The organism is Streptacidiphilus monticola (assembly GCF_042658505.1).
Lineage (GTDB): Bacteria > Actinomycetota > Actinomycetes > Streptomycetales > Streptomycetaceae > Streptacidiphilus > Streptacidiphilus monticola.
The window spans coordinates 53,454-75,799 of sequence record NZ_JBHSQJ010000014.1 but is presented as its reverse complement, the minus strand read 5'-3'; the positions used below and the strand labels follow the sequence as shown (position 1 = coordinate 75,799).

Genomic DNA, 22,346 nt, shown 5'->3' with positions numbered 1-22,346 from the left:
GCCCCGGAGGGGCCGGGGTCGGCCGCGCTGGACGCGGCGACCGCAGCGGTCGGCGCTGCGCGCCCCGCGCGCGCCGTCCGCGCTGGCGTGCCCGCGTTTGCGCCCGCGCCCGCCTTGCGGCGCGCCGGAGCGCGAGCCGTGGACCTCGCGCTGACGCTGGGCACTTCCGCGTTCCTCGCCGGAGTCCCGCTCGCGCAGCGCGTGGTGACGCACCTTCAGGACAAGCTCGCCGACGCCCGCCTGTCCGGTCTGCCGCAGCGCGTGTGGCTCGTCGACCCGACGGTCCTCGGCTGCGTGGGTGCGCTGCTGGCCGTGGTGCTCGGCCTCGGGCTGGTCTACGAGGCGGTGCCCACCGCACTGCGAGGCCGCACGCTCGGCAAGGCGCTGTTCGGTCTGCGCGTGGTCGACGCCCGAACCCGCTCCCGGCCGGCCCTCGGGCGGGCGGTGGCGCGGCTGCTCAGCACGACGCTGCTACTGGGCCTCGGCCGCGACCGGCTCGCCCGGACCCGGGTCGTGCGCGCCCCGAGGCGAAACGCCGCGAGGCAGCCGGGCCGGTAGTACACATCGGTCAATTCGGATGTTCTACTCACTCCATGACCAATCCTGAGCCGCCGTCGGATCCTCTGGCCAAGCATCCGCAGCCGCCCGTCGACGGCGGTGGTCTGCCGTACTACACGCCGCCGCCCGAGGAGCCCGCCCCGGGCCCGGCGGGCCAGATGCCGCCGCTGGGCGGCCTGGGCCGCCGGCTCGTGGCGCGGATCATCGACGGCGTGCTGGTCGCTGTCGTGGCCGTGCCGCTGTCGCTGATCGCGACCGCGGCCAAGCGCAACGACCGGCAGCTCTACAGCCTGATCATCGAGATCGTCGTGCTGCTGCTCTACTTCCTGTACGAGGGCCTGATGCTGACCCACAGTCACGGGCAGACGGTCGGCAAGAAGGTGATGCGTATCAGGGTGGCCAACCTCGCCGACGGCACCCCTCCGGTCGGCAGCCCCGGCTGGACCAGGGCGGCCGTGTGGACGCTGCCCGGCATCCTCTGCTGCGGCGCCTGGCCGCTGGTGGACGGCCTCTGGGCCACCTGGGACCAGCCCTACGCGCAGGCGGTGCACGACAAGGCGGCACGCACCGTGGTGGTGCGGACGGACTGGTGACGGCACGTCAGCTCAGTGGTTGACCGGCTCGCGGGCCGGGGCGGGACGCGCCGCGGGCGCGCCGCGCGGGGACCGCTGCGACTGCGCCACCACCTGGCTGTGCGGCCGCCGCTTGGGCGCGGTGACCGCCAGCGCCGCGGCGATGGTGCCGACGATGAGCCCCAGGATCACCAGCAGGGTGACCGCGAGCATGCTCTCCGCGCCGGTGGCGGCGAGCAGGACGACGACGGCGGCTACGACGGCGAAGGTGCCGTAGCCGAGCTGAGCGGGGGTCGGACGAGGCATCGGTTCCGTCCTTCGCAGGGGCCGGTGGCTGGGCGGGAGTTCGCGCGCGTTCGACCGGCAGATACCCGTGGGCGGAGCCGGTAAGTCCACCCTAAGCGGCCCGAGCCGCAGCACGGGGGGCGCAGAGGCTCATTCAGACGGCGCAGCGGAGTCCCGGAGCGGTGCCGCCAGGGCCGCGACGACCCCCCACCCTCCCCCAGCCTTCGGCCGGGGTGCCCCGACGGGGAGAGATACCCCCACGGGGAGGTCGCCCACGGGGGAGGTCACCCACGGGGAGGTCGCCCACGGGGGAGGCCCCCACGGGGGTGCCGCCAGGGCCGCGACGACCCCCCACCCTCCCCCAGCCTTCGGCCGGGGTGCCCCGACGGGGAGAGATACCCCCACGGGGAGGTCGCCCACGGGGGAGGTCACCCACGGGGAGGTCGCCCACGGGGGAGGCCCCCACGGGGGTGCCGCCAGGGCCGCGACGACCCCCCACCCTCCCCCAGCCTTCGGCCGGGGTGCCCCGACGGGGAGAGATACCCCCACGGGGAGGTCGCCCACGGGGGAGGTCACCCACGGGGAGGTCGCCCACGGGGGAGGCCCCCACGGGGGTGCCGCCAGGGCCGCGACGACCCCCCACCCTCCCCCAGCCTTCGGCCGGGGTGCCCCGACGGGGAGAGATACCCCCACGGGGAGGTCGCCCACGGGGGAGGCCCCCCACGGGGAGGTCGCCCACGGGGGCGGCGCCCCGACGGGGGCGGCGGCCCGACCGGGTGGGGCGCCCCCATGGGGCGAGATGTACCCACGGGGGGAGGCGCCCTCGTCGTGGCCAGGTCGCCACCCGTGGGGGTCCGGCCCGCACCCGGAGGCGAACCTCCACGGGTGGAGTGTGTCGCTCGCGCCGCCCGCGCGGCGGAGCGGCGCACGTTCCCAGCCTCGCGCGCCTGAGGGGGCCGATCGGCTGCCTAGGAGTTTCCCGAGACCACCGGAGTGCCCGTCAGTTCCACACCTGCCGAACGCAGTTCACCCAGCGCGGCGTCGGTCGTGGGGCGGGCGACGCCCGCCGTCAGGTCCAGCAGGACCCGCGTGCGGAAGCCCTCCCGCCGGGCGTCCAGCGCGGTGGCGCGGACGCAGTGGTCCGTGGCGATGCCGACCACGTCCACCTCCGTCACGTCCCGCTCGCGCAGCCATCGGGCCAGGGGCACGCCGTGCTCGTCCGCGCCCTCGAATCCGCTGTACGCGGCCGCATGGCGGCCCTTGTCGAAGACGGCCTCCACCGCCCCCGAGATGACCGCGGGGGCGAAGTTCGGGTGGAAGCCGACGCCCTCCGTCCCCGCCACGCAGTGGGCGGGCCAGCTGTGCACGAAGTCCGGGTGCGCGGAGAAGTGGTCGCCCGGGTCGACGTGGTGGTCCCGGGTGGCGACCACGTGGTCGTACCCGGCCGCGCCCCCGCCCTCGGCGACGAGGTCGGTGATCGCCGCGGCGACCTCCGCCCCGCCCGCGACGGGCAGGCTGCCGCCTTCGCAGAAGTCGTTCTGCACATCGACGATGATCAGTGCCCGATGCATGCTCGGTTCTCCTCCGCGAGGGACGTTGCGGGCCATCGTAGGGAGCGCCGCTGCTATCCGAAAGCCAGGTATTCCGTGGGGATGACGGCCTCGCCCCGGGACAGCTGGGTGGCCGAGATCGGCAGCTCCGCCCGTGAGCGCAGGTGGCGCCCCCGGCCCGCCGACAGCGGCTCGCGGCCGACGATCTCCCCGCCGCGCACCAGGTCCCGGTGGAGCAGACGGTCCGTCAACTCGCCGGGCACCGGACCGGTCCCGACGATCTCCGCCTCCGCCACGCCCTCCGCGTCCAGCCGCCGCGCCGCCCACTTGCGTCCGCCGCGTGACGCCTTCGCGCCCGCCGAGCGCTTGGCGACGGGGACCAGCGGCGCGTCCGGGTCGGCCGACTCGGCGCGGGCGACCAGCTTGTAGACCATGGAGCAGGTCGGCTGCCCGCTGCCGGTGACCAGCGAGGTGCCGACGCCGTAGGCGTCCACGGGGGCGGCGGCCAGTGCCGCGATGGCGTACTCGTCGAGGTCGCTGGTGACCACGATCCGGGTCTTGTCCGCGCCCAGGTCGTCGAGTTGGCGGCGGACCCGGTGCGCCAGCAGGGTCAGGTCGCCCGAGTCGATGCGGACCGCGCCCAGCTCGGGGCCGGCCACGTCGATGGCGGTCTTCACCGCCTCGCCCAGGTCGTAGGTGTCCACCAGCAGCGTGGTGCCCCGGCCCATCGACTCCACCTGGGCCACGAAGGCGTCCCGCTCGGTGTCGTGCAGCAGGGTGAACGCGTGCGCGGCCGTGCCGGTGGTGGGGATGCCGTAGGCGAAGCCGGCCTCCAGGTCCGAGGTGGCGCCGAAGCCGGCGACGTACGCGGCGCGCGCGGCGGCGACCGCGGCGCGTTCGTGGGCGCGCCGCGCGCCCATCTCGATCAGCGGGCGGCCGCCGGCGGCGGCCGACATCCGCGAGGCCGCGGCGGCGATCGCGGAGTCGTAGTTGAGGATGGAGAGGATCACCGTCTCCAGCAGTACCGCCTCGGCGAAACTGCCCTCCACGACCAGCAGCGGGGAGCCGGGGAAGTAGACCTCGCCCTCGCCGTAGCCGCGGACGTCACCCGAGAAGCGGTAGTCGCGCAGCCACTCCAGGGTGGCCTCGTCCACCACCTTCTGGTCCGCCAGCCAGTCCAACTGGGCTGTCGTGAAGCGGAAGTTCTCCACCGCGTCCAGCACCCGGCCGACTCCGGCGAGCACGCCGTAGCGGCGGCCGTCGGGCAGGCGGCGGGTGAACACCTCGAACACCGAGCGGCGCGTCGCCGCGCCGGAGCGCAGCGCGGCCTGGAGCATGGTGAGCTCGTACCGGTCGGTGAGCAGGGCACTCGACTCGTTCATGGGTTCATCGTACCCCGAATAAGCGTCAGATTGACGATTTCTCTGCCGAGTTGGCGACGCGCCCGCAGGACGGCCCCTCGGATCGCTTCGGGCATCGCCCGGATGGCAGCATGAGAGCAGCAGTTCCGGACAGATGCACCGGAAGAACAGCACCTCTCACCACAGGAGTTCCGCCGTGAGCGTCGCGCCGACCGAGATCGAGCGCACCGAGTCGGAATCGGCGCCCTTCGAGGTCCCCGATCCGGACGTCCCGTGGGTGACCATCGTCCACAACGACCCGGTCAACCTCATGTCGTACGTGGTCTACGTCTTCCAGACCTACTTCGGCTACCCCAAGGAGAAGGCCCGCAAGCTGATGCTGGACGTCCACCACAAGGGACGCGCCACCGTGTCCAGCGGGACGCGCGAGGAGATGGAGCGCGACGTCCAGGCCATGCACGGCTATGGTCTGTGGGCCACCCTGCAGCACGACAAGTGACGGATACCGACCACCAGATGCCCGGACTCTTCGAGCGAACCCGCGACGGCGCGGCCGCCCTCGCCCTCGACGCCGTGGAGGCGTCCATCCTCCGCAGCCTCGAGGTGCAGATGCTGGAACTCCTCGGCCCCGGCCCCGAAGAGCAGGAGGACCCGCTGGCCGCGCTGCTCGCCGACGGCCCCACCCGGAAGCCCGAGGACCCGGCCCTCGCCCGCCTCTTCCCCGACGCCTACGACGAGGGCGAGGAGGCAGCCGACCACTCCGCCGAGTTCCGCCGCTACACCGAGAACGACCTGCGCGCCCGCAAGCGCGACGACGCCCTCGCCGTGATCCGCTCCATCGACGCCGCCTCCCGCGACGACGACGGCGACCTGGGGCTGCGCCTCGACCCGGACACCGCCCGGCACTGGCTCGGCGCCCTCAACGACCTCCGGCTCACCCTCGGCACCCGGCTCGACGTCGCCGAGGACGACGACTCCCTCTACTCCCTCCCCGACGAGGACGAGCGCAAGCCCCTGGTCATGGCCTACCTCTGGCTGGGCGGCCTGCAGGAGACGCTGATCGACGTGCTCGCGTCCTGAGACTCCGTCTCACGCACCGTCAGCGGCTCTCCTATCCTGGCGGCATGCTGACGATCACCCGCGAACTGCACGACAAGATCGTGGCCCACGCCCGGGCCGACCACCCCGACGAGGCCTGCGGAGTGGTCGCCGGGCCCGTGGGCAGCGACCGCCCCGAGCGCTTCGTGCCCATGCTCAACGCCGCCCGCTCGCCCACGTTCTACGAGTTCGACTCCGGCGACCTGCTCAAGCTCTACCGCGAGATGGACGACCGCGACGAGGAGCCCGTCGTCGTCTACCACTCGCACACTGCCACCGAGGCATACCCCTCGCGCACCGACGTCTCCTACGCCTCCGAGCCGAACGCCCACTACGTGCTGGTCTCCACCGCCGAGAGCGGCCCCGAGGACGGCCCCTTCCAGTTCCGCTCGTTCCGCATCGTGGACGGCGTGATCACAGAGGAAGACGTGCGCGTCGTCGAGGCCTACGGCTGACCCCGCGTCAGCTGCCGCGCGGGCGCGGGAAGGCCTGCCTCATCCGGGATGCGAAACCAGGTCATCCGCCGATTGAGACAGGCATCCCGTGCCGCCGCGGGAATCCCTACGATGGCCGCATGCGTTCCCTCGACGTGACCACTTCCGCCCCGGGCATCCGGCTCGTGGCGCGGCTGCACGTCGACCTGTGCCGCCTCGCCAGCGCGATCTGTCAGTCCTGACGCCCCCGCCCGCCGAGCCCGCACCCGCGCGTTCTCCCGCAGTACCCCCTGCACTTCACCACCACCACGCTTACTTCGCCCACTGGAGCGCAGCCATGGCCATCGAGGTCCGCATCCCGACCATCCTCCGCACCTACACCGACGGCGCCAAGGCCGTCGAGGGCAGCGGCGACACCCTGGACGCCCTCTTCGCCGACCTGGACTCCCGCCACCCCGGCATCCGCGAGCGCCTGGTGGACGGCGGCGAGCTGCGCCGCTTCGTCAACGTCTACCTGAACGACGAGGACGTCCGCTTCCTCGACGGCATCAACACGGCCGTCGCCGCGGGCGACAACGTCACGATCCTCCCGGCCGTGGCCGGCGGCGCGGCCTGATGAAGTACGACTCCCCGCTGGAGGCCGTGGGCAACACGCCGCTGGTGCGGCTGCCCCGGCTCTCCGCGAGCGTCCCCGGCAACGAGAACGGTCGCGTCCGCCTCTGGGCCAAGTTGGAGGACCGCAACCCCACCGGCTCGATCAAGGACCGCCCGGCGCTCCACATGATCGAACGCGCCGAGGCCGACGGCCGGCTCACGCCCGGCTGCACCATCCTGGAGCCCACCAGCGGCAACACCGGCATCTCGCTGGCCATGGCCGCGAAGCTCAAGGGCTACCGCATGGTCTGCGTCATGCCCGAGAACACCAGCGAGGAACGTCGCGAACTGCTGCGCATGTGGGGAGCCGAGGTCATCTCCTCCCCGGCCGCCGGCGGCTCCAACACGGCGGTGCGCGTGGCCAAGGACCTGGCCGCCGAGCACCCTGACTGGGTGATGCTGTACCAGTACGGCAACCCCGACAACGCGGGCGCGCACTACGCCACGACCGGCCCCGAGATCCTCGCGGACCTGCCCACCGTCACCCACTTCGTGGCCGGCCTCGGCACCACGGGGACGCTGATGGGGGTCGGCCGCTTCCTGCGGGAGAAGGTGCCCGGCGTGCAGATCGTGGCCGCCGAGCCCCGCTACGACGACCTGGTCTACGGCCTGCGCAACCTGGACGAGGGCTTCGTGCCCGAGCTGTACGACGCCGAGGTGCTGACCACCCGCTACTCCGTCGGCTCGGCGGACGCCGTCCGCCGCACCCGGGAACTCCTCCAGGAGGAGGGCATCTTCGCCGGCGTCTCGACCGGCGCCATCCTGCACGCCGCGATCGGCGTCGCCCGCAAGTCCGCGAAGGCGGGCGAGCCTGCCGACGTCGTCTTCGTCGTGGCCGACGGCGGCTGGAAGTACCTCTCCACCGGCATCTACACCGCGCCCTCGACGGAAGCCGCAGTCGAACTCCTCCACGGCCAACTCTGGGCCTGACGGCCCGCCAGGCAGCCCCCGTCGGGGGCGCGAGGCGACCCCCAGCCTTCGGCCGGGGTGCCCCCAGCGGGGGCAACACATCAGGCAGGCAGGTCCGTCCCGCACATGGGGACGGACCTCCGCGCGTGAAGGGCTGTTCGTGCCGACGCGGCGGAGCCGCACATGTCTGCGGCCTCGCGCCCCTGAGGGGCTGTCTGGCGGAGCTCCCACCTCGGCCCACTCGTGGTGAGTCCGGAACCCACGGGTTCTTCGTCCGTATTCGTTCCGGAATCCGTCACAGGACGACGACAGGGGACGATCCGTCCCCCTTTCCCTCGTTGGGCCGGAAAACGCTGGTCCCCAGCGCCGGCGAAGAACCGACCCCGGCGGACGGAGGAGGAGGCCTGTACATGGGCAGCCCGGAAACCCCACTCTGGTCGTACCGCGAGATCGCCGCCCACATCGGCGTCAAGCCGGCCACGGTCAAGTCGTACCGCCGCCAGGGCATCCTCCCGCCGCCGGACCTCGTGGACGGCCTCGGGCGCCCCTGCTGGTGGCCGGCCACCATCCACGCCTGGGTGAAGCGCAGGCCGCACAACCGCGGGTGATTCCCGACACAACCGGCCACGCACAACGGAGTGCCGGGGCCGGTGCGCCCTACAGTCGTCTTCCACAGTGGTTGTCACAGCGCAGTGGGACCGCGAGGACCGGCGGAGGACGCAGCATGGACCTGACCGTGGTGGGCAGTTCGGGGAGCTTCCCGTCCACCGACTCCGCCTGCTCCTGCTACCTCGTCGAGGCCGAGGGCTTCCGCCTCGTCGTGGACCTCGGCAACGGCGCGCTCGGCGCGCTGCAGCGGTACGCCTCCCTCTACGAGATCGACGCCGTCCTGCTGAGCCACCTGCACCCGGACCACTGCATCGACATGTGCGCGTACTACGTGGCCCGCAACTACCGCGCTGAGGGCTGCCCCGCGCCGCTGCCGGTGTTCGGGCCCGCCGGGACGGCCGAGCGGCTGGCCCGCGCCTACGACATGGACGCCGACCCCGGCATGAAGCAGGTCTTCGACTTCCACGACCTCAGCGAGGGCAGCTTCGGCCTCGGACCGCTCACCGTCACCGCCGTCCGCGTCGCCCATCCCGTCGAGGCCTACGGCTTCCGGGTCGAGCACCGGGGCCGCGCTTTCGCCTACACCGGGGACACCGGTCCCTGCGCCCAACTGGCCGATCTCGCAAGGGACTCGGAGCTGCTCCTGGCCGAGGCCGCCTACACCGACGGCAAGGAGGAGTACGTCGACGTCCACCTGAACGGCCGTCAGGCGGGTCTCCTGGCCGCCGAGTCCGGCACCCGGCGCCTGGTGCTCACGCACATCCCGCCGTGGACCGACCCCGAGCGCAACCGCGCCGACGCCGCCGGGGCGTACAGCGGCCCGGTCGAGCTGGCTCGACCGGGCGCGGTGTACCGGATCTGACGGAGGCTCAGGCCTTGGTGAGGTCCTCCAGCTCGGCCTCGTCCTCCCGGCCGGGAGTCTTCAGGTCGAACTTGGTGATCGCGAAGCGGAACAGCACGTAGTAGATCACCGCGAAGGCCAGGCCGATCGGGACGATGAGCCACGGCTTGGTGGCGAAGTGCCAGTTCAGCGCGTAGTCCAGCAGGCCCGCCGAGAAGGTGAAGCCGTGGTGGACGCCGAGGCCCCAGGTGACGGCCATGGAGACGCCGGTCAGCAGGGCGTGGATGCCGAAGAGCACCGGGGCCAGGAACATGAACGCGAACTCGATGGGCTCGGTCACGCCGGTCACGATGGCGGTCAGGGCGACCGACAGCATCATGCCCGCGACGACCTTGCGGCGCTCGGGGCGGGCGGTGTGCACGATGGCCAGTGCCGCGGCCGGGAGGCCGAACATCATGATCGGGTAGAACCCGGACATGAACTGGCCGGCCGTCGGGTCGCCCGCGAAGAACCGGTTGAGGTCGCCGTGGACTCCGTGGAAGGTGCCGACCTGCTGCCAGAAGAAGGTGTTGACGAACTGGTGCATGCCGATCGGCAGCAGCAGGCGGTTGACCACGCCGAAGATGCCGGCGCCCAGCGGGCCGAGGCCGATGAGCCAGTTGCTGAAGTGGTCCAGGCCGGTGCCCACGGGCCCCCAGGCCAGTCCGAACACGACGCCGCAGAGGACGCCGACGAAGGCCATGATGATCGGGACCAGTCGGCGGCCGTTGAAGAAGCCGAGCCAGTCGACCAGCTTCTTGCGGTGGTAGCGCTGCCACAGCACCGCGCTGAGCAGGCCCACGACGATGCCGCCGAGGACGCCCGGGTTCTGCGGGGTGCCGGCCGGGTTGGCGGCGGTGACGGTGCCCGCGGCCGGGAAGGCCGTCAGCACGTTGTGGTAGACGAGGTAGCCCACCACCGCCGCGAGGGCGGTGGAGCCGTCGGCCTTCTTGGCGAAGCCGATGGCGACGCCGATGCAGAAGAGCAGCGGCATGTTGCTGAAGACGGCGTCACCGGCGGTGGCGAAGACCGTGGCGACCTTTCCCCAGCCGAGGCCGTCCTTGCCGAAGACGTCGGGCTGGCCGAGCCGGAGCAGGATGCCGGCCGCGGGCAGGACCGCGATCGGCAGCTGGAGGCTGCGGCCCAGCTTCTGGAGGCCCTGGAAAAGGCCGGAGCCCCGCTTCTTCGCGGGGGCCACCGAAGCAGTTGCGGTGGTCGTGCTCATGCGGTTTCCTTCGTGCGGAATGGTCTACACCACGTTGTGGTGTAGACCATTCTTAGCACGCACTCGCGCGCATGAGGAGGGGCGTGTTCCAGTTGTGATGTGAAGGCGCGTCAGCGGGCGTCAGTCCTTGACGATCGCCGCGTCCACGTCCTCGTCCTCCCGGCCCGGCGTCTTCAGGTCGAACCTGGTGATCGCGAACCGGAAGATCGCGTAGTAGAGCACCGCGAAGACCAGGCCGATCGGGATGATCAGCAGCGGTTTCGTCGCCAGGCTGTAGTTGAGCCCGTAGTCGATCACTCCTGCCGAGAAGCTGAAGCCGTCGTGGACCCCGAACGCCCAGGTGACCCCCATCGACACCCCCGTGAGGATCGCGTGGATCACGTAGAGGAGCGGCGCCACGTAGAGGAACGAGTACTCGATGGGCTCGGTCACGCCGGTGACGAACGAGGTCAGGCTGACCGACACGGCCAGGCCCATGATCTCCTTGCGGCGCTGCGGGTACGCCGTGTGCGCGATGGCCAGGGCGGCCGCCGGCAGGGCGAACATCATGATCGGGAAGAAGCCCGAGGTGAACTGGCCCGCCGTGGGGTCGCCGTGCAGGAAGCGTGGGATGTCGCCGGTGTAGGTGACGCCGCCCGTCGTGTAGCTCCCGAACTGGAACCACATGAAGGTGTTCAGGAACTGGTGCATGCCGACGACCAGCAGCGCGCGGTTGGCCACCCCGAAGATCGCCGCCCCCCACGCGCCCTGGCCGCTCATCCAGTGGGCGAAGCTGTTCAGTGCGTCGCCGATGGGCGGCCAGATCCAGACGCACAGCGAGGCGAAGACGATGGCGACCCCGGCCATGATGATCGGCACCAGTCGGCGCCCGTTGAAGAAGCCCAGCCAGTCCACCAGCTTGGTGCGGTGGAACCGCTGCCAGAACCAGGCGCTCAGCAGGCCCAGGATGATGCCGCCGAAGACTCCGGGGTTCTGGTACGCCGCCGCGGTGGTCGTCCCCCCGGGGGTCACGCACACGCCGGAGAACAGCCCCGCCGCCGTGTAGGCCTGCCCGGCGCTGCAGCCCACGGGGAACTGGCGCAGCACGGCGAAGTAGACGAGGAAACCGGTGACCGCGGCGAGCGCCGTGGACCCGTCCGACTTCTTCGCCATGCCGATCGCCACACCGACGCAGAAGAGGAGGGGAAGGCCGAGGCCCGCGTCCAGCAGCGCGCCGCCCGCGCCGGCGAGCACCTTCGCCACGTTGTTCCAGCCGAGCCCGTCGGCTCCGAAGACGTCCGGCTGGCCGAGGCGGTTGAGGATGCCGGCGGCGGGCAGGACGGCGATCGGAACCTGCAGGCTGCGGCCCATCTTCTGAAGGCCGCTCAGGAACCCCTGGTACCAGGGGGTTCGCGGTGCCGTCGCGCTCGCCGAACTCATCGCCCGTCCTCCCGCCCTGTTAGATTGGTGTAGACCACTGCTGCGGGCTGTCCCTGCTGATCCACATCATTCGGGCGCAAGCGGAGACAAGCTCGCATTGTTGGGCCAACGGTGGGTTGCCGTGGCAAAAGCCCCAGCCCCCTCGGACACTGGAGTCCACAGGCCGGGAGCCGGCCGGGAACAGGAGAAACAGATGGCCACCAAGGCTGAGAAGATCGTCGCCGGGCTCGGCGGGCTCGACAACATCGAAGAGGTCGAGGGCTGCATCACCCGCCTCCGCACCGAGGTCAAGGACGCCTCCCTGGTGGACGAGGCCGCCCTCAAGGCCGCCGGCGCGCACGGCGTCGTCAAGATGGGCACCGCCATCCAGGTCGTCATCGGCACCGACGCGGACCCCATCGCGGCCGACATCGAAGACATGATGGACTGAGCCTGCTGACACACCGTCAGCTCGAGACGGCCCGCCCTGGCACGACACCGGGCGGGCCGTCCGCCGTTGGTAGGGTCGGACCCATGACACGCATCGACGGCCGCACCCCCGAGCAGCTCCGACCCGTCACCATCGAACGCGGATGGAGCAAGCACGCCGAGGGCTCGGTGCTCGTCTCCTTCGGCGACACCAAGGTGCTCTGCACCGCCAGCGTCACCGAGGGCGTCCCCCGCTGGCGCCGGGGCAGCGGCGAGGGCTGGGTCACCGCCGAGTACGCCATGCTCCCGCGCGCCACCAACACCCGCGGCGACCGCGAGTCCGTCAAGGGCCGCATCGGCGGCCGCACCCAGGAGATCAGCCGACTGATCGGCCGCTCGCTGCGCGGCGTCATCGACCTGCGCGCGCTCAGCGAGAACACGATCGCCCTGGACTGCGACGTGCTCCAGGCCGACGGCGGCACCAGGACGGCCGCCATCACCGGCGCCTACGTGGCGCTGGTCGACGCGGTGCGCTGGGCCCAGGACAAGAAGATCACCCGGGCCAAGGCCGACCCGGTCGTGGGCGCGGTCAGCGCCGTGTCCGTGGGCATCGTCGGCGGCGTGCCGATGACCGACCTCTGCTACGAGGAGGACGTGCGCGCGGAGACCGACATGAACATCGTCTGCACCGGCGACGGCCGCTTCGTCGAGATCCAGGGAACGGCGGAGCAGGAGCCCTTCGACCGCGACCTGCTCAACCAGCTGCTGGACCTCGGACAGCTGGGGTGCGCGGAGCTGGACGCCATCCAGCGCAAGGCGCTGGAGATCTGATGGCCCCTCAGACGCGGCGGACGCTGGTCCTCGCCACCCGCAACGCCCACAAGGTGGGCGAACTCAACGCCATCCTGGCGGCGGCCGGGCTGGACGACTTCGACCTGGTCGGGGCCGACGCCTTCCCCGAAGTGCCGGACGTGGTGGAGTCCGGGGTCACCTTCGCCGAGAACGCGCTGCTCAAGGCGCACGCCCTGGCGAAGGCGACGGGCCTGCCCGCGGTGGCCGACGACTCCGGGCTGTGCGTGGACGTGCTCGGCGGCGCTCCCGGCATCTTCTCCGCCCGGTGGGCCGGGAAGCACGGGGACGACCGGGCCAACCTGGAGCTGCTGCTCGCCCAGCTGTCGGACATCCAGCCGCCCCACCGCGGCGCGCACTTCGCCTGCGCGGCGGCCCTCGCCCTGCCCGACGGCACCGAGCACGTGGTCCTCGGCACCCTCCGCGGCACGCTGCGCTTCACGCCGGCCGGCAACGGCGGCTTCGGCTACGACCCGATCCTCCAGCCGGACGGATACGAGGTGACATGTGCGGAGCTGACGCCGGATCAGAAGAACGCCATCAGCCACCGCGGCGAGGCATTCCGGGCGCTGGTGCCCGCACTGCGGGAAGCACTGCAAGCCTGACGCAGCCGGGCCCGGATGTGCTTGACCGGGCCCGGCTGCGTAGCTGTGCGCCCGGTGGGACTCGAACCCACGACACACCGGACCTAAACCGGCGCCCTCTGGCCAGCTGGGGTACAGGCGCAAGGCAGCCAGCTTATCCGGTCAGCGCCCTGTGTCCGACCCCTTGTTACGCCCGCAATATGTGGGCGTCGTCGCATGGCAGTTGGGGCAGAGGAACCTCAGGTTCTCGAGGGTGTTGTTCAGCCAGTCCCCATCGATGTGATCCACTTCGAGCGTCATCGGGCGGCCGTGCCACTCGGGACCGGTGCCGCAGCCGGCGCACCGCTCCTCGCGACCGACGTGCCGCAGCATTCTGCGCATGGTGCCCGGCTTCGGACGCGTGCTGCCCTCAGGCCGCCGTACGAAGTACTCCTCTGCCTTCATGCGCGGCGGAAAGGTCCTTCCGGCGCGGTGACCCGGTCCGGTGAAATGCCGGGTGTCCAGATTGGCCGCGGCGGCGGCCCGAATGAACCACCTGTGGGTGGAGGTGTTGACGGGGATGCCGATGTCGCGCAGGGTGGCTGCGATGCTCTTATGCCGGGCAGCGGCCTCGGCGAGGCGCTGCTCGCTGCAGAGCTGCCACATGCCCCGGCGGTACGTGAAGTGCGACGTGTCGATCCCGTAGTGCTTGATCCGACGGCTGATGTGTGTGTGCGTCCCCCCAGCCGGGCGCAGGCCGAGGTACCGGACGACGCCGTTGACGCTGGTCGAGTTGGCCACGGCCTCAGCCAGCAACTCGCGGGTGTAGACGACCTTGCCGTTCATGGATGGAGTTCCCCCTCCGGTGGTGCGGTGGTTCGTACGGCTCAACGACGGACGAACAATCGGGTTACTCCTCCTGTGTGACGGCTTTTCTTCAGTGCGTCTGGTCTCGACCAATAGGACTAGGCCACATGCATCCATCCCGTTGGTGACCAGCGGGTTTCCCGAACCTTAAGGGCTCTTAACTGTCACGCAATCAAGTTGCATCTTGACGCGGCCCCTTGGTCCAGGCCAACTTAAGCCTGTACCTCCGCATCACTCACGCACCGCGTCGCCCGGGCTCCCCCAATCACCCCTGGCCGCGCGGGAGTTCGTCCTACCCCCACGAGACATGGAGTACTCCCCATGCCTGAGCGCGCCCCCAGGGTCCGGCGCAGTGCGGCCGCGGTGACCGCGGCCTCGCTGGTTGCCGGGTCGTTCGCGTTGGCGGGGCTGCTGGCCAGTGGTGCCAGCGCCAGTGCCGCGTCGACCAATCTGCTGACGAACGGTGACTTCGAGGCGGGAAGCCTCACCGGCTGGAGCTGTTCGACGATCGACTCCGTCACCGGTTCCCCGGTCCACGGCGGGAGTTGGGCGCTCAAGGGTGCCGCCTCCGCGTCCGACAACGCGCAGTGCACCCAGACGGTCTCCGTCCTGCCGAACACGACCTACACGCTCTCCGCCTACGTGCAGGGCGCGTACGTCTACATCGGCGCGACCGGCACCGGGGTCAATGCCTCCACCTGGACGCCTTCCGCGGCGAGTTACTCGCAGCTGAGCACGACGTTCACCACGGGTGCGTCGACCACCTCCGTGCAGGTGTTCACGCACGGCTGGTACGGCCAGGGCACCTACTACGCCGACGATGTCGTGCTGAGCGGCCCCGGCGGATCCACGTCCACGGCGAGCCCGTCCGCCTCCGCCACGTCCGCGAGCCCGTCCGCCTCCGCGACCTCCGCGAGTCCGTCGGCGTCCGCGACGTCGGCCAGCCCGTCCGCGTCCGCCACGAGCGCCAGCCCGAGCGCGTCGGCCACCTCGGCCAGCCCGTCGGCCAGCGCGAGCAGCAGCTCCGGCACCGGCACCGGCCCGACCGGGGACGGACTGGTGTCGACCCCCACCGGGCTCACCGCCACCGTCCAGAACACGGCCGTGACGCTCTCCTGGGCAGCCTCGACCGACAATTCGCAGACCGGTGACGTGCCGGGCTACAAGGTGTACTCGGGCTCGAACCTGATGGCGACGTCCATGGGCACCAAGGTGGCCGTGACGTCCCTCAAGCCGAACACCTCCTACACCTTCTCGGTCCAGGGCTATGACAAGGACGGCCACGCCTCCGCCCAGTCGTCGACCGTCACGGTGACCACCGGCGCCGCCGCCACCGGGGCGATGAAGTCGGCGTACTTCGACCAGTGGTCGATCTACGGCAACGCCTACTACCCGAAGAACGTGGGCACTTCGGGCGCGGCCGCGGGCATGAAGGCGATCACGTACGCCTTCGAGAACATCGACCCGACCAACCTCACCTGCTTCGAGACCATCAAGGCTTCGGACGCCTCCAACGAGTCGGACCCCAACGCGGGTGACGGCGCGGGCGACGCGTTCGCGGACTACCAGAAGTCCTACACCTCGGACATCTCGGTCGACGGCTCCGCGGACTCTTGGTCGCAGCCGATCAAGGGCAACTTCAACCAGCTGCGCCAGCTGAAGGCGAAGTACCCGAACCTGCGGATCACCGCCTCCATCGGCGGCTGGACCTACTCGAAGTACTTCTCCGACGTGGCGGCCTCGGACGCGTCCCGGAAGAAGTTCGTGTCGTCCTGCGTCGACATGTTCATCAAGGGCAACCTGCCGACGGGCATCGGCGGTGACGCCTCGGGCGGCACCGGCTCGGCCGCGGGCATCTTCGACGGCATCGACATCGACTGGGAGTACCCGGCCTCGACCGGCGGGCACTACGGCAACCACACCTCCTCGGCGGACACGGCCAACTACACGGCGCTGCTCAAGGAGTTCCGCACCGAGCTGGACGCCTACGGCGACAGCATCGGCAAGCACTACCTGCTGACGGCGGCGCTGCCCTCGGGCCAGGACAAGATCTCGCTGATCCAGCCGGCGGCGATCGGCCAGTACCTGGACTACGGCAACATCATGACCTACGACATGCACGGTGCCTGGGACTCGACGGGTCCGACCAACTTCCAGGACCCGCTGCACGACTCGTCCGGCGACCCGAGCAAGGCGATCGCGCCGGGCACGGCCAAGTACAACGTGGACGAGACGATCAAGGCCTACACCACGGGCGACTCGGCCTACGGGATCACCGGCGGCTTCCCGGCCTCCAAGCTGGTGCTGGGCGTGCCGTTCTACTTCCGCGGCTGGACCGGGGTGCCCGCGGGTTCCAACTACGGCCTGTACCAGTCGGCGACGGGTGCCAGCCCGGCGCAGACCTACACCCAGCAGGCGGGCATCGCGGACTGGAAGGAGCTGGCGGCGAAGGGTCTGACCTCCGGCTCGTCGGTGCACTGGGACGCCACGACGCAGAGCTCGTGGATCTACGACGGCACCAACTTCTACACGGGTGACACCCCGCAGGCGATCACGGCGCGCGGCTCCTACGCGGCGTCGAAGGGCCTGGGCGGCATCTTCGCCTTCTCCTTCGAGGGCGACGACAGCTCGGGCACGCTGATCAACACGATGAACAGCTCGATGCAGTAGCACGAGCCAGAGCCCGCGGGAGGTGGCGCACCGGCTGACGGTGCGCCACCTCCCGTTCGTCGCTCAGACCTTGAGGTCCTTGAGCAGCTTGGCGACGTGGCCGGTGGCGCGCACGTTGTAGAAGGCGTGCTCGACCTTGCCCTGCTCGTCGACGACGACGGTGGAGCGGATGACGCCGGTGACGGTCTTCCCGTACATGGTCTTCTCGCCGAAGGCGCCGTATGCCTGGAGCACCTCCTTGTCGGGGTCGGCGACCAGGGTGACCGTGAGGTGCTCCTTCTCGCGGAACTTCGCGAGCTTCTCGGGCTTGTCGGGAGAGACGCCGATGACGTCGTAGCCGGCCTGGGCGAGGACGTCGAGGTTGTCCGTGAAGTCGCAGGCCTGCTTGGTGCAGCCGGGGGTGAGCGCAGCGGGGTAGAAGTAGACGATGACCTTGCGGCCGAGGTGGTCGGCGAGGGAGACCGGCTTCCCGTCGGCGTCGGGGAGGGTGAACGCGGGGGCGGTGTCGCCTGGCTGGAGTCGAGCGGTCATGGCCCTGACCGTACCTCGTCCGTACGACGGTGGGCGGGGTGCCGCTGCGCATGACACGGCGTCACCTGACAGACTGTCGAGTAGCGAATACAGGTGGAGACCGACGAGCGATTCCGAGGGAATCCGTGGAAGGGGCCGGCGTGGCTGAGAAGGCGGACCAGGACACGCGTACTGCCGCCCAGATCGAGGCGGACATCGTCCGCACCCGGGCGCAGCTGGCGGCCACGCTGGACGAGCTGGCGGTGGCGGTGCACCCGTCGACCTTGGTGAACCAGGTGAAGGCGCAGGCGAAGGCGGCGGTGGACCGGACCCTGGGGCGCGGCTTCGTGGCGGTCAACCGCGGGGTGGAGCAGGTGCGCTCGCGCTTCGTGGACGAGAAGGGGCAGCCGCGCAAGGAACTGGTGCTGCCGGTGGTGGGCGGGGCGGTGGCCCTGGGGGCGGCCCTGGTGCTGCTGCGGCGGCGGAAGTAGTAGATTCACACGAATGAGCAAGAACGACTCCTCCCTCGGTTCCTTCGGCGAGAAGCTGCCCATCCGGATGCTGCACGACCGGGTGCTGGTGCGGACCGACGGGCCCGAGGGTGAGCGCCGTTCGACGGGCGGCATCCTGATTCCGGCGACGGCGGAGCTGAGCAAGCGCTGTGCGTGGGCCGAGGTGGTGGCGGTGGGCCAGAACGTGCGGTCCATCCAGCCGGGGGACCGGGTCCTTTTCGACCCGGAGGACCGGGCCGAGGTGGAGGTCCGCGGGACGCTGTACGTGCTGCTGCGCGAGCGCGACGTGCACGCGGTGGCGGCGGAGCGGGTCGGCGACGCGGACGGGAACACCGGCCTGTACCTGTGACCGCGCGGTGACGCCTGTGACGCAGCACGCAGGCTGACGGGGCGTCACGGGGATATCGTGCGAGTCATGAGTGCGCACTTTGATGTGGTGGTTCTCGGGGCCGGCCCCGGTGGGTACACGGCCGCGATCCGGTCGGCCCAGCTGGGGCTGTCCACGGCGATCGTGGAGGGCAAGTACTGGGGCGGTGTCTGCCTGAACGTGGGCTGCATCCCGTCCAAGGCGCTGCTGCGCAATGCGGAGCTGGCGTACCTGATGGCGGCGGAGACGAAGCTCTTCGGCGTGAAGGTGGACGGCCAGGACGCGGACGGGCGGATCAGCTTCGACTACGGAGCGGCGTTCGAGCGCAGCCGGCAGGTGGCGGACGGCCGGGTCAAGGGCGTCAACTTCCTGATGAAGAAGAACAAGATCACCCAGTTCCAGGGCTGGGGCGAGTTCCTGGACGCCAACACGCTGCGGGTGCGGCTGAACGACGGCGGCGAGGAGACGGTGTCCTTCGGCAGCTGCATCATCGCGGTCGGCGCGACGACGCGGCTGCTGCCGGGGACCAGCCTGAGCGACCGGGTGGTCACCTACGAGGAGCAGATCCTGTCGAAGGACCTGCCCGAGTCGATCGTGATCGCGGGTGCGGGTGCGATCGGCGTCGAGTTCGCCTACGTGCTGCACAACTTCGGCGTGAAGGTGACGGTCGTCGAGTTCCTGGACCGGATGGTGCCCCTGGAGGACGCCGAGGTCTCGAAGGAGCTGGAGAAGCGGTACAGGAAGCTCGGCATCGACGTGCTGACGTCCACCCGGGTGGACTCGATCGACGACTCGGGCGCCAAGGTCCGGGTGACGGTGACGGGCAAGGACGGCCAGCAGAAGGTCCTGGAGACGGACAAGGTGCTGCAGGCCATCGGCTTCACCCCGCGGACCCAGGGCTACGGACTGGAGAAGACGGGTGTGCAGCTGACCGAGCGCGGCGCGATCGCGGTGGACGAGCGCTGCCGCACGTCCGTGCCGAACATCTTCGCGATCGGCGACGTCACGGCGAAGCTGATGCTCGCTCACGCGGCGGAGGCCATGGGCATCGTGGCCGCGGAGACCATCGGTGACGCGGAGACGATGGAGCTGGACTACGTGATGATCCCGCGGGCGACGTACTGCCAGCCGCAGATCGCGTCCTTCGGCTACACCGAGGCGCAGGCGCGGGAGGCCGGCTACGACGTGAAGGTGGTCAAGTTCCCCTTCACGGCGAACGCGAAGGCGCACGGCCTGGGCGACCCGGGCGGGTTCGTGAAGCTGGTCTCCGACCAGAAGTACGGCGAGCTGCTGGGCGCGCACCTGATCGGACCCGAGGTGACCGAGCTGCTGCCGGAGCTGACGCTCGCGCAGCAGTGGGACCTGACGGTCCATGAGGTGGCCCGGAACGTGCATGCGCACCCGACCCTGGGCGAGGCGGTCAAGGAGGCCGTCCACGGCCTGTCCGGCCACATGATCAACTTCTGAGGCCCCCGCCGGGGGCGCGAGGAACACACCACCCGGGGAGGTCCGGCCCGTTCAACGGGGTCGGACCTCCCCGGGTGGTGTGTTCCTCGCGCAGTTCCTCGCGCCCCCAAGGGGGCTGCAACTACGGGCTGTTGGTGGACTGCGGGGTCAGCGTGGGGGTCGGGCGCTTCGTGCGGGTGGGGGTGGGACTCGGCGCGGCCGTCTGGGTGGGGCTGGTGCTGGGGGTGGGCGTCTGCGACGGCGTCGCCGTGGGGGAGGGCGTCGCGGTCGGGGACGGCGCGGTGGTGCTCGGGGCGGTGCTGGGGGTCGCGCTCGCGCTGCTGCTCGCGCTCGGCGAGGACGTGGGCGCGCTCCACGAGCTGCTGTACTGCAGGTCGAAGGACTTCACCGGCTGGCCGCTGAGCGCGTCCGTCATGTAGTCGGTCCAGATCTGCGCGGGGAACGAGCCGCCGTTGACGCGGGTGAGCCCGGCCGAGACGCCCAGGCTCTCGTGCTTGTGGCTGGTCGGGTTCTCCGCGAACAGGCCCACGGACGTGACCAGTTGGGGCGTGTAGCCGGTGAACCACGCGGAGACGTTGTCGTCCGTGGTGCCGGTCTTGCCGGCGGCCGGACGGCCGAGGCCGAGGGCGACGTAGCCGGTGCCGTTGGGGGAGACGACTCCCTTGAGGACGGAGGTGACCGCGTCGGCGGTGTTGCGGCTCATCGCCTGGACGGCCTTGTGCTGCGGCATCGCGATGTGCTCGTCGCCGCGGGTCACCGAGGCCACCGACCAGGTGCCGATGTGCTGGCCGTGGTTGGCGAAGGTGCCGTAGGCGCCGGCCATCTCGAGCGGGCTCGGGGTGGCCACGCCGAGGGAGAGGGCGGCGTTCGCCGCGCTCATGTCCGGGGTGTCGGCGGGGAGTCCGGCGGCGATGGCGATCCTGCGGACGTTGTCCAGGCCCGCGTCGGCGGCCTCCTGGGCGTAGACCGAGTTGATCGACTTCTGCATGGCGTACCGCAGCGTCACCTGGCCGTAGTCGACGTTGTCCTCGTTGTCGGGGCTGAACGCCGCGACGCCGTTGGGCAGGCCCTCGACCTGGCGGCCGCTGGTGCCGTCGTAGTAGGTGTTCGGGGTGATCGGCCGCCCGTCCTGGGTGGTGGCGTTGTTCTCCAGGCCCGCGGCGAGGTCGAAGGCCTTGAAGGTCGAGCCGACCGGGATGTCGGTGCGGGTGGCGTCGTTGTACTGCTGCTTGGCGTAGTCGGGTCCGCCGTAGGCGGCGACGAGCTTGCCGGTGGTCGGGTCGATCGAGGCGGCGCCGGCCCGGACCCAGGCGGCCTTCTTGCTGTTCGGCAGATTCTCAGCGAAGACCTTCTTCACGGAGGCGGCCAGGGCCTTCTGGTCGCTGTTGTCGAAGGTGGTGACGATCTTCCAGCCGCCGGCGGCGAGCTGGTCGTCGGTCATGATCTTGTTGTCCAGCAGGTAGCTGCGGGCGATGTCGATGAGGTAGCCGGCCTGGCCGCTGAGGCCGGGAGTGGACCAGTTGGCCTTGGCCGTGGGGAAGGCGGTCCGGTCGCGGGTCGCCTGGTCGACGAAGCCGAGCTTGACCATGCCGTCCATGGTGTAGTTCCAGCGCGCCTTGAGGGCGGCCTGCCCGCTGGAGGAGGAGTAGGCACTGGGCGCCTGCAGCAGCGAGGCGAGGTAGGCGCTCTGCGCGACCGTCAACTGCGAGGCGCTGACCCCGAAGTAGGCCTGGGCTGCGGCCTGGATGCCGTACGCGTTGCGGCCGAAGTAGCTGGTGTTCAGGTAGCCGGCCATGATGTCGTTCTTGCTCTGGGTCTGGTCGACCTTGAGCGAGATGAAGAACTCGTTCACCTTGCGGGTGATCGTCTGCTCCTGGGAGAGGTAGTAGTTCTTCACGTACTGCTGCGTGATGGTCGAACCGCCCTGCAGGCCCTGGCCCTTGACGGTGTCCCAGGCCGCGCGGAGCATGCCGGTGACGCTGACGCCGCGGTTGCTGTAGAAGGTGCGGTCCTCGGCGGAGACCGCCGCGTGCTGCATGTTGATCGAGATCTGGTCGATCGGCACGGAGATCCGGTTGACGTCCCCGGTCTGCCCGATCTCGGTCCTGCCGTCCGCGTAGTAGTAGACGTCCGACTGCGCCGCCGCCTGGGCGTTGGGGTTGGGGACGCTGGCCGCCAGGTAGAGGCCGACGAAGGCGGCGATGCCGACGAGGACCACGGTGAGCAGGCCGCCGAGGGCCATCCGCCAGGTGGGGATGATCCTGCGGTACCAGGGCAGCGCGCGGCGGCGGGCGCGGCGCTCCGCCTTGCGGGCCTGGCGGCGTGCGCGGCTGCTGCCGTCCATGCGGTCCTCGGCCTCCAGTGGGGTGTGCTCCATGGGGTCGCCGGTGTCTGCCTTGCCCATGTGCTGCACTGCTCCAGGTCCGGACGGCTTCAGCTGCCGCCATTATGCGAGTAAAGATCGTTAAACGCCCGTTTCAGGCATTCGTGTCCCACCTTGCCCGAACGTCATGAGAAAAGACGAACCACGGGCCTGTGAGGACTCCCTCTGTCGCATGGTTGTGACAGACGCCGCAGTG

At 70.6% G+C, this 22,346-nt stretch carries 25 protein-coding genes and 1 tRNA gene; 17 read left to right on the top strand and 9 right to left on the bottom strand.

Features of this window, described 5'->3' with window-relative positions; translation table 11 throughout:
• Nucleotides 1-558 (top strand): RDD family protein (locus ACFP3V_RS05330; RefSeq protein ID WP_380580246.1); only part of this gene is annotated, 558 nt, incomplete at its 5' end.
• A gap of 35 nt (nucleotides 559-593) precedes the next feature.
• Nucleotides 594-1,151 (top strand): RDD family protein, encoded by a 558-nt coding sequence (locus ACFP3V_RS05325; RefSeq protein WP_380580244.1) that lies wholly within the window; start codon nucleotides 594-596, stop codon nucleotides 1,149-1,151.
• Nucleotides 1,152-1,163: 12 nt separating this feature from the next.
• Here ACFP3V_RS05325 and ACFP3V_RS05320 read toward each other — a convergent pair whose 3' ends face one another.
• The 3 genes from ACFP3V_RS05320 to ACFP3V_RS05310 all read right to left on the bottom strand — a co-directional run bounded on the left by ACFP3V_RS05320 (nucleotide 1,164) and on the right by ACFP3V_RS05310 (nucleotide 4,347).
• Nucleotides 1,164-1,436 carry a hypothetical protein gene (locus ACFP3V_RS05320; protein ID WP_380580242.1) on the bottom strand — a complete coding sequence of 91 codons (273 nt, stop codon included), beginning with the start codon at nucleotides 1,434-1,436 and terminating at the stop codon, nucleotides 1,164-1,166.
• A 947-nt stretch (nucleotides 1,437-2,383) separates the two neighbouring features.
• Entirely contained in the window at nucleotides 2,384-2,986 is a 603-nt protein-coding gene (locus tag ACFP3V_RS05315; protein ID WP_380580240.1) for an isochorismatase family protein, read from the bottom strand.
• Nucleotides 2,987-3,039: 53 nt separating this feature from the next.
• Nucleotides 3,040-4,347, bottom strand: coding sequence for a nicotinate phosphoribosyltransferase (locus tag ACFP3V_RS05310; RefSeq protein ID WP_380580238.1), 1,308 nt, complete (start codon nucleotides 4,345-4,347; stop codon nucleotides 3,040-3,042).
• Nucleotides 4,348-4,480: 133 nt separating this feature from the next.
• Between ACFP3V_RS05310 and clpS the strand changes: the two genes are divergently transcribed.
• The 8 genes from clpS (at nucleotide 4,481) to ACFP3V_RS05270 (ending at nucleotide 8,892) form a co-directional block, all read left to right on the top strand.
• Entirely contained in the window at nucleotides 4,481-4,825 is a 345-nt protein-coding gene (clpS, locus tag ACFP3V_RS05305; RefSeq protein ID WP_380580236.1) for an ATP-dependent Clp protease adapter ClpS, read from the top strand.
• Between the two features lie 17 nt (nucleotides 4,826-4,842).
• The gene (locus ACFP3V_RS05300; protein WP_380580234.1) at nucleotides 4,843-5,406 is read left to right on the top strand and encodes a DUF2017 domain-containing protein; all 564 of its coding nucleotides are present in this window, start codon (nucleotides 4,843-4,845) and stop codon (nucleotides 5,404-5,406) included.
• A 44-nt stretch (nucleotides 5,407-5,450) separates the two neighbouring features.
• Nucleotides 5,451-5,879, top strand: coding sequence for a M67 family metallopeptidase (locus ACFP3V_RS05295; protein ID WP_380580232.1), 429 nt, complete (start codon nucleotides 5,451-5,453; stop codon nucleotides 5,877-5,879).
• Nucleotides 5,880-5,998: 119 nt separating this feature from the next.
• Nucleotides 5,999-6,100 carry a putative leader peptide gene (locus ACFP3V_RS05290; RefSeq protein WP_380580230.1) on the top strand — a complete coding sequence of 34 codons (102 nt, stop codon included), beginning with the start codon at nucleotides 5,999-6,001 and terminating at the stop codon, nucleotides 6,098-6,100.
• A 95-nt stretch (nucleotides 6,101-6,195) separates the two neighbouring features.
• A complete protein-coding gene (locus ACFP3V_RS05285) occupies nucleotides 6,196-6,474 on the top strand; it encodes a MoaD/ThiS family protein (RefSeq protein WP_380580228.1) in 279 nt (92 codons plus the stop codon).
• Nucleotides 6,474-7,442, top strand: coding sequence for a PLP-dependent cysteine synthase family protein (locus ACFP3V_RS05280; RefSeq protein WP_380580226.1), 969 nt, complete (start codon nucleotides 6,474-6,476; stop codon nucleotides 7,440-7,442). Before ACFP3V_RS05285 ends, ACFP3V_RS05280 begins: the two co-directional genes overlap by 1 nt.
• Nucleotides 7,443-7,831: 389 nt before the next feature.
• Nucleotides 7,832-8,029 (top strand): helix-turn-helix transcriptional regulator, encoded by a 198-nt coding sequence (locus tag ACFP3V_RS05275; protein WP_380580224.1) that lies wholly within the window; start codon nucleotides 7,832-7,834, stop codon nucleotides 8,027-8,029.
• 116 nt (nucleotides 8,030-8,145) lie between these two features.
• Nucleotides 8,146-8,892, top strand: a complete 747-nt coding sequence (locus ACFP3V_RS05270; RefSeq protein ID WP_380580222.1) for an MBL fold metallo-hydrolase — start codon at nucleotides 8,146-8,148, stop codon at nucleotides 8,890-8,892.
• 7 nt (nucleotides 8,893-8,899) lie between these two features.
• Here the strand turns inward: ACFP3V_RS05270 and ACFP3V_RS05265 are convergent, their stop codons facing one another.
• A complete protein-coding gene (locus ACFP3V_RS05265; RefSeq protein WP_380580220.1) occupies nucleotides 8,900-10,135 on the bottom strand; it encodes a PTS transporter subunit EIIC in 1,236 nt (411 codons plus the stop codon).
• A 120-nt stretch (nucleotides 10,136-10,255) separates the two neighbouring features.
• Nucleotides 10,256-11,554, bottom strand: coding sequence for a PTS transporter subunit EIIC (locus ACFP3V_RS05260; protein WP_380580218.1), 1,299 nt, complete (start codon nucleotides 11,552-11,554; stop codon nucleotides 10,256-10,258).
• A 193-nt stretch (nucleotides 11,555-11,747) separates the two neighbouring features.
• On the opposite strand from ACFP3V_RS05260, the gene ACFP3V_RS05255 reads away from it, so the two are divergent.
• From ACFP3V_RS05255 to rdgB, 3 genes are all read left to right on the top strand, one after another.
• Nucleotides 11,748-11,984, top strand: coding sequence for a PTS sugar transporter subunit IIB (locus ACFP3V_RS05255; protein WP_380580215.1), 237 nt, complete (start codon nucleotides 11,748-11,750; stop codon nucleotides 11,982-11,984).
• An 83-nt stretch (nucleotides 11,985-12,067) separates the two neighbouring features.
• A complete protein-coding gene (gene rph, locus ACFP3V_RS05250) occupies nucleotides 12,068-12,793 on the top strand; it encodes a ribonuclease PH (protein ID WP_380580213.1) in 726 nt (241 codons plus the stop codon).
• Nucleotides 12,793-13,416: an RdgB/HAM1 family non-canonical purine NTP pyrophosphatase gene (gene rdgB / locus ACFP3V_RS05245; RefSeq protein WP_380580210.1), complete on the top strand. Its 624-nt coding sequence runs from the start codon at nucleotides 12,793-12,795 to the stop codon at nucleotides 13,414-13,416. The genes rph and rdgB overlap by 1 nt, the downstream gene beginning before the upstream one ends.
• Before the next feature lie 46 nt (nucleotides 13,417-13,462).
• Here the strand turns inward: rdgB and ACFP3V_RS05240 are convergent.
• A tRNA-Leu gene (locus ACFP3V_RS05240) sits at nucleotides 13,463-13,537 on the bottom strand.
• Nucleotides 13,538-13,557: 20 nt separating this feature from the next.
• Nucleotides 13,558-14,220 carry an HNH endonuclease gene (locus ACFP3V_RS05235; protein WP_380580208.1) on the bottom strand — a complete coding sequence of 221 codons (663 nt, stop codon included), beginning with the start codon at nucleotides 14,218-14,220 and terminating at the stop codon, nucleotides 13,558-13,560.
• A gap of 342 nt (nucleotides 14,221-14,562) precedes the next feature.
• Between ACFP3V_RS05235 and ACFP3V_RS05230 the strand changes: the two genes are divergently transcribed.
• Nucleotides 14,563-16,911 (top strand): glycosyl hydrolase family 18 protein, encoded by a 2,349-nt coding sequence (locus tag ACFP3V_RS05230; protein ID WP_380580206.1) that lies wholly within the window; start codon nucleotides 14,563-14,565, stop codon nucleotides 16,909-16,911.
• A 63-nt stretch (nucleotides 16,912-16,974) separates the two neighbouring features.
• Here ACFP3V_RS05230 and bcp read toward each other — a convergent pair whose 3' ends face one another.
• Entirely contained in the window at nucleotides 16,975-17,442 is a 468-nt protein-coding gene (gene bcp, locus ACFP3V_RS05225; RefSeq protein ID WP_380580204.1) for a thioredoxin-dependent thiol peroxidase, read from the bottom strand.
• A 140-nt stretch (nucleotides 17,443-17,582) separates the two neighbouring features.
• Here bcp and ACFP3V_RS05220 point away from each other — a divergent pair, with 140 nt between their 5' ends.
• From ACFP3V_RS05220 to lpdA, 3 genes are all read left to right on the top strand, one after another.
• Nucleotides 17,583-17,912, top strand: coding sequence for a DUF3618 domain-containing protein (locus ACFP3V_RS05220; RefSeq protein WP_380580202.1), 330 nt, complete (start codon nucleotides 17,583-17,585; stop codon nucleotides 17,910-17,912).
• A 13-nt stretch (nucleotides 17,913-17,925) separates the two neighbouring features.
• Nucleotides 17,926-18,282, top strand: a complete 357-nt coding sequence (locus tag ACFP3V_RS05215; protein WP_380580200.1) for a GroES family chaperonin — start codon at nucleotides 17,926-17,928, stop codon at nucleotides 18,280-18,282.
• 66 nt (nucleotides 18,283-18,348) lie between these two features.
• The gene (gene lpdA / locus ACFP3V_RS05210; RefSeq protein WP_380580198.1) at nucleotides 18,349-19,767 is read left to right on the top strand and encodes a dihydrolipoyl dehydrogenase; all 1,419 of its coding nucleotides are present in this window, start codon (nucleotides 18,349-18,351) and stop codon (nucleotides 19,765-19,767) included.
• Between the two features lie 121 nt (nucleotides 19,768-19,888).
• Here lpdA and ACFP3V_RS05205 read toward each other — a convergent pair whose 3' ends face one another.
• Nucleotides 19,889-22,171 (bottom strand): transglycosylase domain-containing protein, encoded by a 2,283-nt coding sequence (locus ACFP3V_RS05205; protein ID WP_380580196.1) that lies wholly within the window; start codon nucleotides 22,169-22,171, stop codon nucleotides 19,889-19,891.
• Nucleotides 22,172-22,346: the final 175 nt, after the last annotated feature.

Coding starts and splice junctions, on each gene's coding strand:
- ACFP3V_RS05325 (WP_380580244.1), top strand. CDS start 594: ATGACCAATCCTGAGCCGCCGTCGGATCCTCTGGCCAAGCATCCGCAG.
- ACFP3V_RS05320 (WP_380580242.1), bottom strand. CDS start 1,436: ATGCCTCGTCCGACCCCCGCTCAGCTCGGCTACGGCACCTTCGCCGTC.
- ACFP3V_RS05315 (WP_380580240.1), bottom strand. CDS start 2,986: ATGCATCGGGCACTGATCATCGTCGATGTGCAGAACGACTTCTGCGAA.
- ACFP3V_RS05310 (WP_380580238.1), bottom strand. CDS start 4,347: ATGAACGAGTCGAGTGCCCTGCTCACCGACCGGTACGAGCTCACCATG.
- clpS (WP_380580236.1), top strand. CDS start 4,481: ATGCACCGGAAGAACAGCACCTCTCACCACAGGAGTTCCGCCGTGAGC.
- ACFP3V_RS05300 (WP_380580234.1), top strand. CDS start 4,843: ATGCCCGGACTCTTCGAGCGAACCCGCGACGGCGCGGCCGCCCTCGCC.
- ACFP3V_RS05295 (WP_380580232.1), top strand. CDS start 5,451: ATGCTGACGATCACCCGCGAACTGCACGACAAGATCGTGGCCCACGCC.
- ACFP3V_RS05290 (WP_380580230.1), top strand. CDS start 5,999: ATGCGTTCCCTCGACGTGACCACTTCCGCCCCGGGCATCCGGCTCGTG.
- ACFP3V_RS05285 (WP_380580228.1), top strand. CDS start 6,196: ATGGCCATCGAGGTCCGCATCCCGACCATCCTCCGCACCTACACCGAC.
- ACFP3V_RS05280 (WP_380580226.1), top strand. CDS start 6,474: ATGAAGTACGACTCCCCGCTGGAGGCCGTGGGCAACACGCCGCTGGTG.
- ACFP3V_RS05275 (WP_380580224.1), top strand. CDS start 7,832: ATGGGCAGCCCGGAAACCCCACTCTGGTCGTACCGCGAGATCGCCGCC.
- ACFP3V_RS05270 (WP_380580222.1), top strand. CDS start 8,146: ATGGACCTGACCGTGGTGGGCAGTTCGGGGAGCTTCCCGTCCACCGAC.
- ACFP3V_RS05265 (WP_380580220.1), bottom strand. CDS start 10,135: ATGAGCACGACCACCGCAACTGCTTCGGTGGCCCCCGCGAAGAAGCGG.
- ACFP3V_RS05260 (WP_380580218.1), bottom strand. CDS start 11,554: ATGAGTTCGGCGAGCGCGACGGCACCGCGAACCCCCTGGTACCAGGGG.
- ACFP3V_RS05255 (WP_380580215.1), top strand. CDS start 11,748: ATGGCCACCAAGGCTGAGAAGATCGTCGCCGGGCTCGGCGGGCTCGAC.
- rph (WP_380580213.1), top strand. CDS start 12,068: ATGACACGCATCGACGGCCGCACCCCCGAGCAGCTCCGACCCGTCACC.
- rdgB (WP_380580210.1), top strand. CDS start 12,793: ATGGCCCCTCAGACGCGGCGGACGCTGGTCCTCGCCACCCGCAACGCC.
- ACFP3V_RS05235 (WP_380580208.1), bottom strand. CDS start 14,220: ATGAACGGCAAGGTCGTCTACACCCGCGAGTTGCTGGCTGAGGCCGTG.
- ACFP3V_RS05230 (WP_380580206.1), top strand. CDS start 14,563: ATGCCTGAGCGCGCCCCCAGGGTCCGGCGCAGTGCGGCCGCGGTGACC.
- bcp (WP_380580204.1), bottom strand. CDS start 17,442: ATGACCGCTCGACTCCAGCCAGGCGACACCGCCCCCGCGTTCACCCTC.
- ACFP3V_RS05215 (WP_380580200.1), top strand. CDS start 17,926: ATGAGCAAGAACGACTCCTCCCTCGGTTCCTTCGGCGAGAAGCTGCCC.
- lpdA (WP_380580198.1), top strand. CDS start 18,349: ATGAGTGCGCACTTTGATGTGGTGGTTCTCGGGGCCGGCCCCGGTGGG.
- ACFP3V_RS05205 (WP_380580196.1), bottom strand. CDS start 22,171: ATGGGCAAGGCAGACACCGGCGACCCCATGGAGCACACCCCACTGGAG.